The organism is Streptomyces natalensis ATCC 27448, from assembly GCF_000935125.1.
GTDB lineage: Bacteria > Actinomycetota > Actinomycetes > Streptomycetales > Streptomycetaceae > Streptomyces > Streptomyces natalensis.
The window spans coordinates 801,936-817,763 of record NZ_JRKI01000029.1; the positions used below are offsets into that span (position 1 = coordinate 801,936).

A 15,828-nucleotide genomic window follows, 5' to 3' on the forward strand; every position below is an offset into this window, starting at 1 on the left:
GACGGGCACGGCCCCGAGAGGGATGCACTGTGACGCATTGGCAGGCGGAGGACGCGCTTGCGGTCCTGGGTGACGGGGCATCGCTCTCGGGGTTCGCCACGACCACCGGCCCCTTATGGACGCATGTCCGCCCGCACGAGGCGGCCCCGCTTCCCGACGACGGCTGGAAATTCCATATCTCCTCCCGGGCGGCCACCCTCCCGGAGCTGGCGGACCGCCTGCTTCCGGTTCTTCTGCGGGAGTGCTGTCACTTCAAAATCGCCCGCTCCGACGAGGTCCTGTCCCGGCTCAACTCCGGCCTCCGGTACCCGGCCGCCATCGGCAAGGCCGTCACCGTCTATCCGGAGCAGTCCCGCGTCCGCGAACTGGGACTGCTGCTCGCGGAATTACTCCGGGGACACGCCGGCCCCCGCGTCCTGAGCGACCGCCGGGTGGACGGCCGGGCGCCCGTGTACTACCGGTACGGCCCGTTCCGTTCCCGCTGGTCCTCCGGGGCCCAGGGCCTGCCCGTCCTGCGGATCCACGGCCCCGGCGGTGAGGGCTTCGACGCGGCGGCCACCCTCGCCTACCGGCAGCCCTCCTGGGTGGCCGATCCGTTCGTCACGGGCGACGGTTCCCGGCCGGTGCGCGAGGCCGAGCCGGAGCTGCTCGGTGGCCGGTTCCGCGTCGTCGAGGGCGTCTTCCAGGCGGCGCACGGGAACGTCTACCGCGTCCTGGACGTCCGCTCCTACCGGCCCGGTGCACCGGCGCTGATCGTCAAGCAGGCCCGCGCATACGTCGGCGAGTCCGCCGGGGGAACCGACGTCCGGGCACGGCTGCGCAACGAACGGCGGATCCTTGAGGCATGCGCCGCCGTGCCCGGTATCCCGCGCTTCCTCGATCATTTCTCGCACGGCGACGACGAGTTCCTGGTGACCACCGATGCGGGCGGCACCCATCTGCTCAAAGTGATCGAGAGCGACGGCGCCATGCTGCCGCCGCCCGCGAACGACCCGGCCGGGACCGCCGGGCGCGCCTTCGCCCGGCTGGCCGCCGCCCTCGGCGACACGCTGCACGCCCTGCACCGGCGCGGAGTGGTCATGCGCGATCTGACCCCGCGCAACATCGTGCTGCGGGACGGCCGCCCCAGCATCATCGACTTCGGCATCTCGGCGCTGGACGGCTTCCATCTGCCCGGCGGCACCCCCGGATTCGCTCCCCCCGAACAGCTGGCGGACGAGGACCCGCCGCGCGTCGAGGACGACCACTACGCGCTGGGCATGGTGCTCGCCCATGCCGCCACCGGGGTGCTGCCCCTGCCCGGTGCGGCCACCGCCGTGCTCGCCCGTACCCGGATGCGGCAGACCCTGGCCGCGGTCCACGGCGGCGGCCGGCCCGGCTTCGCGGCGCTGATCGCGGATCTGACCTCCGGCGACCGCGCCACGGCGGGCCGGGCGGCCGACCGGCTGCGCGACGGGTCCTGGCTGACCGAGGCGCCCGGCCGCGACCGCGCCGTGCCGGTCCTGCCGGAGGTGGGGACGGAGGTCTGCGTCCGGCTCGAGGAACGGACCCTCGGGCTGCTCGTGGACGGGGCCGGGGAGTACCAGTTCGGCGGCGAGCCCGGCGATTTCGCCGCCGTGGACGCGGCCGTGTACTCCGGTGGCGCGGGGATCGGCCTGGAGCTGCTGCACCACCGCGGCCGGCCGGGGGTGGACGAGCTGCTGGAGCGGCTCGCGGCGCACTCCGTGACGGCCCTGCACAGGGTGGCCCCGGCACCGGGGCTGTTCTCGGGACGCACCGGCACCGAGATCTTCCTCGCCGCGGCCCGGGCGGCCGGGGTCGCCATGCCCCACGAGGTGCCGCCGGCGTCCGGCAACGGCGCCCGGGACGGGGAACTGGACGTGATCAGCGGCCGTGCCGGGGTGGGCCTGGGCGCGCTCCTGCTGGGGGATGTCGAAACGGCGCACGACCAGGCGCGGCGGCTGGTGGCGCAGCCGGGCCTGAGCGTGCTGCCGCCGCTCGGCGCCTCGATCGCGCAGAACCCCGCGTTCGGCTATGCCCATGGCTTCGCGGGGGCGACCGACTGCCTGATCGCGGTCGCCGCGCACACCGACGATCCGCAGCTGCACGGTGCGGCGCGGCGCCGCGCCCGTGCCCTGGCCGAACGCGTCCTCCGGTTGGTCGCGGGGGGCGAGGTCGCCGCGGCCTCCCCCATGACGGCCTCGTGGTGCCGCGGGCTGGCCGGCGCCGCACGGGTCCTGCTCCATGCCCATCTGCGCTACGGCGAGGCCGCGTTCCTGACGTCGGCGCAGGCCGCCGCGTCCGCCTGCGCCGCCTTCCTGCCCCGGATGAGCAGACCGGGCCAGTGCTGCGGCATCGCCGGGGTCGGCAGCATGCTCGTGGACATGGCCCGGGCCACCGGTCAGGAGCGGTTCCAGGAGGCGGCCCGGACGGCGGCCCGTCAGCTGCTGATCCGCAGTTACGGCCCGGACGACGCTCCCCTGTTCGTCCACCCCGACTTCCAGCAGCTGCCCTACTCCTGGTCCCAGGGGTACGCCGGCGTCCTGGCCTTTCTGCGCCGCCTGAACCGGCCGGACACCCCGGAGCCGCTGCCGTCGCCCGCGGGCATGCTCAGCGCCGCGCCCATGCCTCGGCGAACATCTCGTGCAGCGGGCGCGGCGGCAGCAGACGGGTGAACGGGCCGTCCAGTTCGCGTTTCCCGGTCGCCGCGGCCAGATGGGCGTCGAGTTTGGCGGTCTCCAGGGGCAGATGGGGCGCCTTGAGGTCCGTCCAGCCGCCGGGGAGGAAGGCTGTCCGCCCGGCGCGGCTGCGCTTTTCGGTCACGACGGCCCCGGTGGCGGCCAGTTCGGCCTGGACGGTGCGGTGCCGGGCGGTGCTCCAGCCGTTCCACCGGCGGACGTTGCGGTCGGTGGGGCGGGCCAGGGTGGCCAGCTGGAGGTGGAGCGCGGCGGCGTCGCGGCCCACGCCCAGTGCCCCGGCCGCCTCATCGACCAGCTCCGGCACGCTCAGCAGCGGGTTCGCCTCGTAGCCGCCGGCCGGTACGGGGGTGTCGGCGGCGCGGGCGGCCAGGTCGGCGATGCCGTCACGCAGCACCCGAATGCGCTCGATCTCGCCGCGCAGCTCGGTCATGCCCAGCTCGGCGCACAGCCGCGCCATCGCCGCATACGTCCCGGGCCGGCCGAAGCCGGCGGGGCGCAGGAACACCGAGCTCCAGCCGCCGGCCACCTGGACGAGCAGCAGCCCCTGGTCGTAGTACATCGGCGGGCGGGCCCGGTCGCTCAGCGGCGGCTCCAGGGCCACCACTTCGTACCGCTCCGGCCCGAACAGGGCGCTCATCCGCTCCTGGTCGAGCGCGAAGCGATCGCTGCGCAGGCGGACGAGCAGGTCCGGGGCGTCCAGGCGGTCGGCCAGCCGCGCGCAGAGCGCCGGCAGCCCGGCGAGGGCCCGGTCGCCGACGGGGCGCTCGGTCAGCGCCCAGGACAGGGCGGAGGCCAGATCGCGGTACGGGGTGTCATAGCTGGGCCGCTCGCCCGGGGAGCCGTCGGCCGACACCGGGTGGACGTACAGCGAGCCGTACTTGTTGGCGACGATGACCCGGCGCAGGTCCTCGGTCAGCAGACCGCCGCCCCGGGGATCGCCGAGCGCCGCCGCCATGCTCTCGTCGGCGCCCAGTTCCTTCTCCAGTTCGTCGCTCAACTCCTCGTCCAACGGCGGACGTTGGCCCAGGAGAGCGGTCCAGGCGCCGGCCATCCGCTCGGCGGCCGCCACCGGTCCGGAGGCGGTCCACAGCTCCGCCGGGTCGTCGGGCAGGCCCGCCGCGAGGACACGCATCCGGTCCGCGATGCCGAGCCGCCCCGCCAGCGCCTCGGCCGCGCTCGCGACCGAGGCCGTGGCCTGGAACGGCTTGGCGCGCAGCAGCCGCGCGGTCTCCCCGTAGCCCGGCCGGGTGGGCAGCCCGGCGAGCGCATGCACGGCCACCGCCCGGCGGACCCCGCTGCGGGCCACGAAGGCCGCGACGGCCTCGGGCGTCAGGCGCAACGGGCCGTGTTCGGAGAGCAGTTGCAGCAGTCGCGTCAGCCGGCTCGCGTCATCGCGGGTGACGGTGACCGTACGGATCTCGGTGGCGCCCTCGGGCACCGGCGCCGAGGCGGGCTGCACAAAGCGGTAACTGCCGGTGGGCCGTAGCTCCGCGGTGGGCTCCGGGGCGGCGCCCTGGCTGCCGTCGCCCATCCCGGTGGCCACCGCCCGGCCCGTCGCGCACAGCGGGCGCAGGGCCTCGCCCGAGGCGCGGCCGAGCCGCCAGCTGCCGGGCTCGGCGAACGGGGACGCGGCCCAGGTGCGCAGCAGGGCGCTCAGCGCGGCGCGGTCCTCCTCCGGCGTGGCCGGGCAAAGGCAGCGCCAGGCGGCGGCCTCGATGCCGTCGCCCAGCAGCACCGCCCAGTCGCGGGGCCGGGCGGGCGGACCGACCCGGCGGGTGGCGTCGTCGATCCGGCCGCGCAGGAAGGCGCCGTCGGCGGCGATCGCGGCGACCGTGGCGGGCAGATCGGGGACCTTGGGCGCGTTGTAGGCGACGGAGTACGCGAGCAGGTCGCGCAGGGCGGTGACCAGCGCGGTGTCGGTGGTCTCCGCGGCGGGGCGGACCCGGGCGCCGGAGACGATCAGCGCCGCCCGCTGCGACACGGCGCGGCGGCGCTCCAGCAGCCGGGCGGCGGTGCCCACGGCCCGTATCACGCCGTCCAGGACACCGGGGTCGCGCACCTCCGGCAGCACCCGGGCGGCCGCGGCGCGGACCGCCTGCTCGCGGTCGGGTGCCTCGCCGTCGGTGCCCGCCTCCAGCAGGGCCTGCACCGCGTCCGCTTCGACCGTCCGCAGTGCCTTGGAGGACTCGGCGTCCCGCGGGGTCAGGAAGTGCCAGAAGGCGGGCGGCGGGAACATCGGCCCGTCGGCGGCGGCGCCCCCGGACCGCTTGCCGTGCGGGAAGCCACGCACCTCCCACAGCAGGGAGTTGTCCGTTGCTGCGTAGCAGCGCATCGGGGAGTGGTCGGTCACCACAGCCTCGGCGCCGCCTTCCGGCAGCCGGACAACGCCCCAGGGATCCTCGCCGGGATGGGTGACACGGAAGGTGGCGCGCCGTCCGTCGATGCCCTCCAGCAGATAGCGCACCGGGGCGTTGCCGCCGTGTTCCCAGTGCAGGACCCGGCAGCCGGAGACGCCGTCCACCTGGCCCAGCGGGGAGTCGGGGGCGCCGGGCGGCAGCGGGGCGAGGGTCTGCATGTCGTGCGTGCGGAACAGGCCCGCGGGCGGGGCGGCGGCGAGGAACGGCGGCAGGGCGGTGTTGTCGGTACGCCGGCCGGTCTCGGGATCCATCTCCCGCCAGGCGTCGTCGCGGCCGCCGCGCCGCTCCCCGAAGAGGCAGGAGCTCCACAGCCGCACGCCGTCGCCGAGTTGCTGCTCGAAGTGGTCGATGCCCTCGCGGCCGCCCGGCCTGAGCACCCGGGTGCCGTCGTAGCGGCCGCCGCCGTCGGGGGTGGCGAACTGGTAGCCCAGGGCGCCGTCCGTGCTGCCCCCGTAGGGGACCAGGCCGAGCGCGTGCTCGGGTGTGAAGACGGCCTCGGGCTCGTCGGCCCAGAAGGCCCGCTCCGCGGAACGCCCATAGTGCTTGCCGGTGTTCCAGCCGATCAGAAAGCTGCCGCCGACGAAGAACACCGAGTGGACGGCGGCCTCTTCGGGGAGGGCGAAGGTGCACGAGCCGCGCTCCCCGCTGTGGTCGACGGCGATCGCCCGGTCCCGGGCGAAGACGGTCAGCACCGGCCAGGTGCAGGTCACACCGCTGACGGCCGCCCCGCCGCCCAGGCTCCGTACGGCGTCCTCCAGGGCGGGCCAGGCCAGTTCCTCGGGCAGGCCGGCGCGCAGCGTCCGCAGCAGGGGGCCGACGCCGTCGAGGGCCTCCAGCGCGGTGTCGATGCCGTCGAGGGCGGCGATGGCGAGCGGAGCGAGGGCCTTGTCCAGTGTGGTCATGGCCTCCTGCGCCGCGCCCAGTCCGCCGTCCGCGACGGCGTCCAGCAGCCGGGTCACCCGCTCGTGCAGCGCCGCGTCGGTCCCCTCGGCGAGCGGCAGCCGCGGCGCGCCGGCCCGCGGGGCGCGCGGCGCGTACGACGTGCCCGCCAGGCGGACCCCGAACACCGGGTGGGCGGCCAGCGCACGGTAGTCGCGCCGGGCCGCCGGGCCCCAGAACGTCAGCCCCACGCGCGGTCCGGGGTCGGCCACCGCGATGCCGTTGGCCAGGCAGATGTCGACGAGGTCGGCGTCGAGGAGCGTGTGGCGGAAGCGGGAGCGGTGCAGGGTGACCTCGCCGCCCTCGGCCCGGATCCGCGCGGCGATACGGGGCACCAGGGCGTACAGCTCGTCGGGCATGGGCTGCCGCCGGACCCCGGCGTTCGAACCGCGGTAGGAGTAGTGGAACGCGAACCGGCCCAGCCACTCCCCCAGTCCGCCCGCCGGGACGATCCGGCCCTCCGTCAGGGCGTCGTCGACCCCGGTGGCCGCCAGCAGCCGCAGCCAGGCCGCACCGTCGGTGACCGAGGTCGGGAACAGCTCCGCCAGCGCCTGGCGCACCGGCGCCGCGGGCGGCACCTGGGCGAGGACCGGCCCGAGACCGTCGAGCAGCGCATCAGGGAGGGGGCGGCCCTTCGACGCCACGAGGAGGTCGCCGAGGGCCTGGGCGCTCTGGGCGCTGCCGAGCCCCGCCGCCTTGGCCGATGCCTGCACCCTGCGGTGCAGATCGTTCCCGGGCGCGCCACCGCCGACGAGGAACGCCCGCAGGAACCGCAGGAACTCCTGATGGGCGTCGGCCGCTTCGAGGGTGGCGTGCAGCCGCCGCTGATGGACGGCGATCTCCTTGCCGGGCAGCGCACCGAGGCGGGCGTAGAGCAGGACGTTGGCCCGGTGGTACGCCTCGTCGACCGACAGGCCGTGCGCCTTCTCGGCCGTGCGGGCCAGGCCGTATGCCGTACCGGAGTGGCGCGGCAGCCAGGGGCCCAGGCGATGGCCGACGGTGTCCCAGAACCACGGCAGATACGCCGCCGGAAGCCTGTCCGCGCGGCGCTTGAACTCGTCCATGAACCGGCCCGGTTTGTTCACCGCGCGACCCAGGCCGTCCGTCACCGTCGCTATCAGGTCCTGGGCCTCGCCCTCCCCCTCGGGCGCATGCAGCCGCGCCCAATCGAGGAAGACGGTCGAGTTCTTCGGTTCGGCGGGCGGCATGACAGGCAGTGCAGACATGTCTCGAATCCTGGCATGCGGCACTGACAATCGGCCGCCGGGCGCCGGGCGGGAGGGTACGGGGCCCGGTGCCGGGGCCGGCGGAATTCATCGCACCTTGAGTGGGCCCGAGACGGCGGTGGGCGGGCTGCGTACGACTGGGTGGCAACAGTTGCCCCGGCCGCCGCCGGCGGCGGCCGCCCCAACCCCAGCTGGAGGTCAGTGACGTGAGCCCCCGACAGCACAGCCGCAGGCAGGCGGGCCATCGGCAGGTGAACAAGCGCACCGGCGCCATCGCAGGCGCCTCCGCCGCCGCCATCGCCGCGGCCGCGTTCCTGCTGCCCAACGCCCATGCCAGCACCGACACGACGCCCACCCTGCGCACCTTCAGCGCCCCGTCGGCCGCCCGGCTCGCGGCGACCCTGAAGTCGGACCTCGGGGACAAGGCGGCCGGTTGGTACCTGGACGGCTCGACCGGCCACCTCGTCATGAATGTGCTGAGCAAGGAGGAGGCCGAGCGTGTCACGGCCAAGGGCGCGGTCGCCAAGGTCGTACGCCACAGCATGGCCGCCCTCGAACAAGGCACGCGGACGCTGCGCGCCACGGCCTCCGTCCCCGGTACGGCCTGGTCGATCGATCCGCGGACGAACAGAATCGTGGTGCTCGCCGACCGGACCGTCACCGGACGGAAGATGGCCGCCCTCGCCAAGGCCACCGGGCAGATGGGCGAGATGGTGACCGTCAAACGGTCGGCGGGCGAATTCCGGCGCTACGACGGCGGGGACGCGGGAGCGGGTACGGGAATGGACGGAGGAGGGATCGGCGGAGGAGGGATCGGCGGAACGGATGCCGGATCCGGTATGGGAGGTGACTCCGGCGCGAGCACCGGAGGCGACGCCGGAACGGGAGGAGACGCCGGAACCGGAGGCGACGCCGGGGCAGAAATCGGCGGCGACTCCGGAGCCGGAACCGGAGGAGACGCCGGCGCGGTTGCGGGCGGGGACGCCAGTGCGGGCGCAGGTGGCGACGCCAGTGCGGGCGCGGGTGGCGACGCCAGCGCCGGCGCAGGCGGCGACGCGGGAGCCGGCGGTCAACAAGGCGGCACCGGAGCCGGCGGTCAACAGGGCGGCAACGGTGGCCAGTCCGGCGCCACGCCCGCCGGCGGCGACGCCATCTTCGGTGGCAACGCCCGCTGCTCCCTCGGCTTCAACGTCACCGTCCAGGGCGCCCCGGCCTTCCTCACCGCGGGCCACTGCGGCAACGACTCCAAGACCTGGTCCGCCGACCAGGGCGGTCAGCAGCTGGGCACCGTGAAGGACTCCAAGTTCCCCAAGACCGACTTCGCGCTGGTCACCTACGACGATGCGAGCGCCAAGCCGCAGAGCGCGGTCACCCTCGGGAACGGCAAGACCCAGCCGATCACCAAGGCCGCGGAGGCCGCCGTGGGCATGAAGGTGCAGCGTTCGGGCAGTACCACCGGGGTCCACGACGGGACCGTCACCGGTCTCGACGCCACCGTGAACTACGGCAACGGAGACATCGTCAACGGCCTGATACAGACGGACGTGTGCGCCGAACCGGGCGACAGCGGCGGTTCGATGTTCTCCGGGGACTCGGCCGTCGGGCTGACCTCCGGTGGCAGCGGCGACTGCACCAAGGGCGGGGAGACGTTCTTCCAGCCGGTCACCAAGGCGCTCGAAGCGACGGGCGCGAAGCTCGGCGCCGGGAACTGACGGCACACAACCGACAACGCACGAAGCCCACTTGACCCCCACCATGGCGAGGGCCCCGCACCGTACCCGGCGCGGGGCCCTCGCCCCCTTCCCGAAATCTTCCCTCAGGGCTTCCCTCAGCCTTCCCTCAGGGCTTCCCTCAGCCTTCCCTCAGTGCGCGATCCCATCGATCAGCTCCCGCGCCCCCTGCCGCAGCAGGGCCACCGCCACCGACGTGCCGAGCGTCTCGGGGGTGAGCGGTCCGGCCCATTCGTGGGCGTTGAGGACCGTCTTGCCGTCCGGGGTGAACACACAGGCGCGCAGGGACAGTTCGCCGCGCCGGTCGGTCGTCGCAAGGCCCGCGATCGGGCTGTTGCAGTGGCCCTGGAGGACGTGCAGCAGCATCCGCTCGGCGGTGGTCTCGCGGAAGGCCGCGGGGTCGCCGAGGCCGCTGACCGCATCGATGGTGGCGGTGTCGTCCTCGCGGCACTGGAGGGCCAGGACGCCCGCGCCGATCGGCGGGCACATCTCGTCGACGGACAGGATCTGGGTGATCACGTCCGTACGGCCGATGCGCTCCAGCCCGGAGACCGCCAACAGCAGCGCGTCGGCCTCGCCCGCGGCCAGCTTCGCCATCCGGCGGTTGGCGTTGCCGCGCATCGGGACGCAGGTCAGCTGCGGATGCGAGGCGGCGAGCTGGGCGATGCGCCGTACCGAGGAGGTGCCGATACGGGTCCCGGCGGGAAGTTCGTCGAGGGTGAGACCGCCGGGGTGGATCAGCGCGTCGCGGACGTCGTCGCGTGTGAGGAAGGCCGCGAAGGCCGTGCCGGCGGGCAGCGGCCGGTCGCCGGGGATGTCCTTGACGCAGTGCACCGCGAGGTCCGCCTCGCCGGCCAGAAGGGCGGCGTCGACCTCCTTGGTGAACGCGCCCTTCCCCTCGACCTGCGAGAGGGCGCCCATCCACCGGTCGCCGGTGGTCTTGACCGGGACGACCTCGGTGGCGGTGGCGGGGTGCAGCGCACGCAGTTCGGCGCGAACGCGCTCCACCTGGGCCAGGGCCATGGGCGAGTCACGGGAGACGATGCGGATCAGTTCTGGGGAACGGAGCGGCTCTGGGGCGGACATGACGCCACGATAGACCCTCGGTTCCGGTGATCCGGGGCGGGGCCGCGGTGGCCGCCTCTCCGTTGGCCAGAGCCTTCCGGGGGCCGAAGTCAGGGCGCCGAGACGGTGAACAGGCCGCCGTCGGGGTCGCGTATGACGGACTGGACGCCGGTGCCCTCGGGGCTCTGGGTGATGGGGGTGACGGTGCCGCCCGCGGTGACCGCGGCGGCGGTGACCGCCTCGATGTCGCGCACCGGGAAGTAGACGTGCCAGCGGGGGCGCACCCGCGGGTCCGGGGCGGACTCGACGGCGCCGCCGCGCAGGGTGGCGACGGTGTGGGTGCCGTCGCTGACGATCACCTGCTCGTGCTCGTAGGCGACGTCGCAGCCGTCCGGGGTGGCCCAGTCGAAGACCTCCGCGTAGAAGATGGCGGCCTCGAAGGCGTCGCGGGTGCGCAGTTCCAGGCAGGCCGGTGCGCGGCCGTGGCCGACCGACCAGGACAGGGTCTTGCCCTCCCAGAAGCCGAAGGTGGCGCCGTCGCGGTCGGCGGCCAGGGCGGCGCGGCCGGGGCCGAGTTTGAGCGGGCCGACGGCGACGGTCGCGCCGCGCTCGCGGATGCGGGCCGCGGTGTCGTCGGCGTCGGCCACCGCGAAGTACGAGGTCCAGGCCACCGCGACCTGGAAGTTCTGGGCCAGCGCGCCGATCCCGGCGACCGGCTCCCCGTCGGACATCGCGACCGAGAACTCGTCGCCCAGGCTGGCCGGCCGGAAGGTCCAGCCGAGCACCGCGGAGTAGAACTCCTGCGCCGTCTTCAGGTCGCGGGCCAGCAGGCTGACCCAGCACGGCGCACCGCGTCGGGGGACGACGGGCTTCAGGGGGGACATGAAGATCTGCCTCCTCGTACTCACCGCCCTTTCCCACTGTGCCAGCGAGCGCCGGGGGCGGCGACCGGGATGGCCTCCCCCGCACTCCCCTCACCGGGCGCAACCACATACGGCCCAGGCCCCGGCCCGCCACACCGCGGGTGGCCAGAGCGGTTGTGCCGCTCTTGATCAGGATCGATGCTGGAGGTACTGAACCGGGCTGGGTTGATGCCATGAACGCATGGAATGGGGTGGAGAGCGCCGACTTCCGTGGTCCCCTCGACGTCACCAGGGCGGCCACAGCGGTGCTCGACGCCCGCGACCTGGTCATCGGCTGGAGCCCGGCGGCCGAGCGGCTGCTCGGGTACCGGGCGCAGGAGATCGTGGGGCAGCCCCTTAAGACCCTGCTGCCGCATCTGGGCACCGGTACGGCGGGGGAATCGCCGCCGGTGCGGATGCCGGGCAGCGTCTCGCGTACGGCGCGGCACCGCGACGGGCGGCTGCTGTCGGTGGCGACCTCGATCTGCCCACTGGCCGACACCGGGGGCATCGCCGGCACGCCCGCCCGGGTCCTGGTGGCGGCCGAGCTGGACGGGCTGCGGGCGTGGGAGTCGCAGCAGGCCATGCTGCACGGACTGGCCACCCAGTCGCCGGTGGGTCTGGCGATCTATGACACGGAGCTGCGGCTGACCTGGTTCAACGCCACTTACGGGCGGGAGATCGGGCTGCCGCTGCGGGAATTCATCGGCAAACAGGCCGATGAGCTCTATCCGCGGGGCGAGTTCGTCACCGAGGGGTATCCGCGCAGTACCCAGGCGGTGATGGGGCAGGTGCTGGACACCGGTGAGCCGGTCGTCGATCTGCATTTCGTGGGGCAGCTGCCCACCGATCCGGGGAGCGAGCACGTGTGGTCGTGCTCCTACTACCAGCTGCACGACGCCGACGGCCGGGTGCTGGGGGTGTGCGAGGACGCCTTCGACATCACCGGCCGCTATCAGGCGCAGCGGCGGCTGAACCTCCTGGTGGACGCGGGCGCCCGGCTGGGGACCACGCTCGATATGACCGTCACGGCCCGGGAGATCGCCGAGGTGGCGGTGCCGGAGTTCGCCGCCACCGTCACCGTCGATCTGGTGCAGTCGGTCCTGGAGGGTGAGGAGCCCGAGCACGGGGTGGGGCTGCCGACGCTGGTGCGGGTGGCGGAGCGGTCGGCCGGGGAGAGCGGGGGCACCAGGACGGCGAACGGTGCGCACCGGGTCGTTCATCCGCCGGGCTCGCCGCAGTACCGCAGTCTGTCGTCGGGCGGGATCGTGCGGGTGGAGAGCACCATGGTCGTGCCGCTGCGGGCCGGTGGCACCCCGCTGGGGCTGGTCACCTTCGTGCGCGGCAGGCATCCTTCCGTCTTCGACAGCGGCGAGGTCGAGCTGGCCGACGAGCTGGTCACCCGTACCGCGGTGTGTCTGGACAACGCCCGCCGCTACACCCGTGAGCACGCCGCCGCCCTGACCCTCCAGCGCACGCTGCTGCCGCAGCATGTGGCCGCGCAGTCCGCCGTCGACCTGGCCCACCGCTATCTGCCCAGCGACAACACCGCCGGGGTCGGTGGCGACTGGTTCGATGTCATCGGGCTGTCCGGGACCCGGGTGGGGCTGGTGGTCGGGGACGTGGTGGGCCACGGTCTCCAGGCGGCGGCCACGATGGGCCGGATGCGGACGACGGTACGGGCGCTGGCCCGGCTGGATCTGTCCCCGGACGAACTGCTGAGCCGGCTGGACGACCTGGTGGGGCAGCCGACGGGGGAACGCACCGGCACACCGGGCGCCGAGGCCGGCGAGGACGTGGCCACCGGGGTGACCTGCCTGTACGCCATCTACGACCCGGTCTCGCGGCATTGCACCATGGCGCGGGCCGGGCATCTGCCGCCGGCCGTCGTCGACCCCGAGGGCCGGCTGTCGTTCCCCGATCTGCCGGCGGGCCCGCCGCTGGGGCTGGGGGGCCTGCCGTTCGAGTCGCTGGAGATCGAGCTGCCGGTGGGCAGTCTGCTGGCGCTGTTCACCGACGGGCTGGTCGAGGGGCGCGAGCGGGACATCGAGGCGGGGCTGCGGACCCTGGGACGGGTGCTGGGCGAGAACCGCAGACCATTGGAGGAGCTGTGCGACCGCGCGGTGGCCGAGCTGCTGCCCGCCGGCACCGCGGCCGACGACTCGGCGCTGCTGCTGGTGCGCACCCGCGAGCTGGATGCCCGGCAGGTCGCCGCCTGGGAGCTGCCGGCCGAGCCGGCGGCGGTGGGCCGGGCCCGCGAGCTGGCCACCGGGCAGCTGCGGGCGTGGGGCCTGGAGGAGCTGTCGTACGCCACCGAGCTGGTGGTCAGCGAGCTGGTCACCAATGGCGTACGGCATGCGTCCGGGCCGCTGCATCTGCGGCTGCTGCGCGATCTGACCCTGCTCACCGAGGTCTCCGACACCGGCCACACCTCGCCCCATCTGCGGCACGCCGCGAGCGACGACGAGGGCGGGCGCGGGCTGTTCATCGTCGCGCAGCTGGTGCAACGCTGGGGGACGCGGTACACGCCGTACGGGAAGACGATCTGGACCGAGCAGGGGTTCCCGCCGGGCTATCCGGGGACGCCTCGCCCGGTCGGGTAGGGCCGGTGTCGGAAGTCCCGTCGTCCGCCCGAAGGGCGGGCCCCGCGGTGTCCGGTGCGTGCGATCGCAAGGCGGAGGGTCGCCCCGATACTGGGCGTATCGGGGTGATCCCGACAACGCCGCGAGCGTGCGTGCCGGGCGCCGCGGGGCAGGGGGCACCTCCCGGACGAAGTCTGGGGGAGGGACTTCCGACACAGGCCCTACGGCCCGTGGGCATGCGCCGGCGGTACGCCGTGCGGGTGTCGGCGGGTGGGCCGATGATGGAGGCAAGCGGCCGCCCTGGGATTCGGCGGGCGCGGGACAAGGAGGACCTGTGACGAGCAACGGGAGCCAGAAGTCGGCCGCGCCGCGGCCGGTGGAGCTGTACACGGGTGGCGAGCGGCCCTTCGATGCGGAGGACCTGGTCAAGGCTTCCGGGCGGGAGCCGACGCCCGAGAGCCTGAAGTGGGCCCAGCGGCTCATCGACGAGAAGGGACCGGCCGCCATCGAGCGGTATCTGCCGTGACGTCCCGATGATCACGGAAACCCGGACCTCGCGCGGCTGAGCGCTGCGTGGGAGCCGGGTTCGCCGTCGGCCGCGTACGGGCCGTGCGGCGCGGCTAGTGTGTGGCGATGACCATCGAACGTACGGGCCCGCCGCTGCGCGCGGGGGAACGCGAGTCGCTCCGGGCGAGCCTCGACTTCCACCGGGCGACGCTCGCCCTGAAGACCGACGGCCTGGACGCCGGACAGCTGCGGCGCCGCTCGATGCCGCCGTCCGGGCTCTCGCTGCTGGGGCTGGTGCGGCATATGGCGGAAGTGGAACGCACGTGGTTCCGGCGGGTGATCGCCGCGGAGGACATCGGGCTGGTGTGGTCGCCGGAGGGCGACTTCCAGGTGGCGTACGACGCGGCCGCGGCCGACCCCGAAGAGGCGTTCGACGCCTGGCGGACCGAGATCGAGCACGCCCGGCGCATCGAACGGGCCGCGGAGTCCCTGGAGGTGACGGGGTATCAGCCGCGGTGGGGTGAGCATGTCTCGCTGCGGACGGTGATGCTCCACGTGATCCACGAGTACGCCCGGCACAACGGCCATGCGGACTTCCTGCGCGAGGGGATCGACGGGGTGGTGGGGGTCTGAGGAACGCGCTCCGGGGCGGGCACCTGCCCCCGTCCCGGCGGGGGCGGGGGCGGGGGCAGGCGCGGTGCCGCCGGGTCAGTGCGCCAGGAGCCGGCGCAGCCAGTTCAGCGGCGCGACCGCCGCTTCCCGGGAGAGCGCGGACTTCGGGGCCATGCCCGTGAAGCCGTGGAAACCGCCCGGCCAGACGTGGAGTTCGGCCCTGCCGCCGGCCTGCCACAGACGCGAGGCGTAGGCGATGTCCTCGTCCCGGAAGGTCTCGGCCGAGCCGACGTCGATGAACGCCGGCGGCAGCCCGGACAGGTCCTCGGCGCGGGCGGGCGCGGCGTAGGGCGAGACGTCCGGGCCGCCGCGCGCCGCTCCGAGCAGTGCCGTCCAGCCGGTGTCGTTGGCCGTACGGTCCCAGACGCCGAGGCCCGCCATCTGGTGGCTGGAGGGGGTGTCGTTGCGGTCGTCGAGCATGGGGCACAGCAGCAGCTGCCCGGCGAGCTCGGGGCCGCTGCGGTCGCGGGCCATCAGGGCCACGGCCGCGGCGAGTCCGCCACCGGCGCTGACGCCCGCGACGACGATACGGCCGGGGTCGACACCGAGGTCGGCGGCGTGCCCGGCGGTCCAGAGCAGACCGGCGTAGCAGTCCTCCACCGGTGCCGGGTGCGGATTCTCCGGGGCGAGCCGGTATCCGACCGAGACCAGGGCCGCGCCCAGCTGCCGCGCGACCTCCGCGAAGCCCAGGGCGCCGCTGCGGTGATCCCCGACGATCATGCCGCCGCCGTGGATCGCGTAGAGGGCGGGCGTCGGCGCCTTCGCCCCCACCGGACGCAGGATCACCAGCGGGACCTCCGGCTCGCCCTGCGGCCCCGGGACGGTGCGGTGCTCCACCTCGAAGGCGCCGTCGAGGGAGAGCAGCTCGTCCGAAGGCACCGCTCTCATGGGCGAGTTGCGCAGGTCGGGGATCATCTCGGGCCGGATGGAGGGCGACATGTCCTGGCCTATGGCCTCCAGGGCGAGAGCCAGTTCGGGGTCGAACGGCGGCGGCGGGCCGATGGGGGTGGGCCGTTCCTGGGCGTGCCGGGTTTCGGTCATCTGTTCTCCTCGGGTCCGGTGCCTGGGTCGCGTACGGAATCCCCGTCG

9 protein-coding genes are annotated in these 15,828 nt (G+C 74.3%); 5 read left to right on the top strand and 4 right to left on the bottom strand.

Translation table 11 applies throughout. The annotated features are described in order from the left end of the window. Nucleotides 1-29 precede the first annotated feature (29 nt). A complete protein-coding gene (locus tag SNA_RS23025; protein ID WP_052808964.1) occupies nucleotides 30-2,675 on the top strand; it encodes a class III lanthionine synthetase LanKC N-terminal domain-containing protein in 2,646 nt (881 codons plus the stop codon). Here SNA_RS23025 and SNA_RS23030 read toward each other — a convergent pair. Then, nucleotides 2,611-7,281, bottom strand: a complete 4,671-nt coding sequence (locus SNA_RS23030) for a hypothetical protein (RefSeq protein WP_044366459.1) — start codon at nucleotides 7,279-7,281, stop codon at nucleotides 2,611-2,613. The genes SNA_RS23025 and SNA_RS23030 overlap by 65 nt on opposite strands. A gap of 206 nt (nucleotides 7,282-7,487) precedes the next feature. On the opposite strand from SNA_RS23030, the gene SNA_RS45445 reads away from it, so the two are divergent. Further along, nucleotides 7,488-8,993, top strand: a complete 1,506-nt coding sequence (locus tag SNA_RS45445; RefSeq protein WP_052808965.1) for a S1 family peptidase — start codon at nucleotides 7,488-7,490, stop codon at nucleotides 8,991-8,993. Between the two features lie 150 nt (nucleotides 8,994-9,143). Here the strand turns inward: SNA_RS45445 and hemC are convergent, their stop codons facing one another. Beyond that, nucleotides 9,144-10,097: a hydroxymethylbilane synthase gene (hemC, locus tag SNA_RS23040; RefSeq protein ID WP_030067282.1), complete on the bottom strand. Its 954-nt coding sequence runs from the start codon at nucleotides 10,095-10,097 to the stop codon at nucleotides 9,144-9,146. A gap of 89 nt (nucleotides 10,098-10,186) precedes the next feature. After that, nucleotides 10,187-10,960 (bottom strand): VOC family protein, encoded by a 774-nt coding sequence (locus SNA_RS23045; RefSeq protein ID WP_030067283.1) that lies wholly within the window; start codon nucleotides 10,958-10,960, stop codon nucleotides 10,187-10,189. A 212-nt stretch (nucleotides 10,961-11,172) separates the two neighbouring features. Between SNA_RS23045 and SNA_RS23050 the strand changes: the two genes are divergently transcribed. The 3 genes from SNA_RS23050 (at nucleotide 11,173) to SNA_RS23060 (ending at nucleotide 14,700) form a co-directional block, all read left to right on the top strand. Beyond that, nucleotides 11,173-13,581, top strand: a complete 2,409-nt coding sequence (locus SNA_RS23050) for a SpoIIE family protein phosphatase (RefSeq protein WP_044366463.1) — start codon at nucleotides 11,173-11,175, stop codon at nucleotides 13,579-13,581. A 313-nt stretch (nucleotides 13,582-13,894) separates the two neighbouring features. Beyond that, a complete protein-coding gene (locus SNA_RS23055; protein WP_030067288.1) occupies nucleotides 13,895-14,086 on the top strand; it encodes a hypothetical protein in 192 nt (63 codons plus the stop codon). 107 nt (nucleotides 14,087-14,193) lie between these two features. Continuing rightward, nucleotides 14,194-14,700: a DinB family protein gene (locus SNA_RS23060; protein WP_030067289.1), complete on the top strand. Its 507-nt coding sequence runs from the start codon at nucleotides 14,194-14,196 to the stop codon at nucleotides 14,698-14,700. A 75-nt stretch (nucleotides 14,701-14,775) separates the two neighbouring features. On the opposite strand, the gene SNA_RS23065 is transcribed toward SNA_RS23060, so the two are convergent. Then, nucleotides 14,776-15,780 carry an alpha/beta hydrolase gene (locus SNA_RS23065; RefSeq protein ID WP_044366464.1) on the bottom strand — a complete coding sequence of 335 codons (1,005 nt, stop codon included), beginning with the start codon at nucleotides 15,778-15,780 and terminating at the stop codon, nucleotides 14,776-14,778. Nucleotides 15,781-15,828: the final 48 nt, after the last annotated feature.

Excerpts from the sequence above, each read along its gene's own strand:
- SNA_RS23030 (WP_044366459.1), bottom strand. The coding sequence starts at position 7,281 with ATGTCTGCACTGCCTGTCATGCCGCCCGCCGAACCGAAGAACTCGACC.
- hemC (WP_030067282.1), bottom strand. The coding sequence starts at position 10,097 with ATGTCCGCCCCAGAGCCGCTCCGTTCCCCAGAACTGATCCGCATCGTC.
- SNA_RS23045 (WP_030067283.1), bottom strand. The coding sequence starts at position 10,960 with ATGTCCCCCCTGAAGCCCGTCGTCCCCCGACGCGGTGCGCCGTGCTGG.
- SNA_RS23050 (WP_044366463.1), top strand. The coding sequence starts at position 11,173 with ATGAACGCATGGAATGGGGTGGAGAGCGCCGACTTCCGTGGTCCCCTC.
- SNA_RS23060 (WP_030067289.1), top strand. The coding sequence starts at position 14,194 with ATGACCATCGAACGTACGGGCCCGCCGCTGCGCGCGGGGGAACGCGAG.
- SNA_RS23065 (WP_044366464.1), bottom strand. The coding sequence starts at position 15,780 with ATGACCGAAACCCGGCACGCCCAGGAACGGCCCACCCCCATCGGCCCG.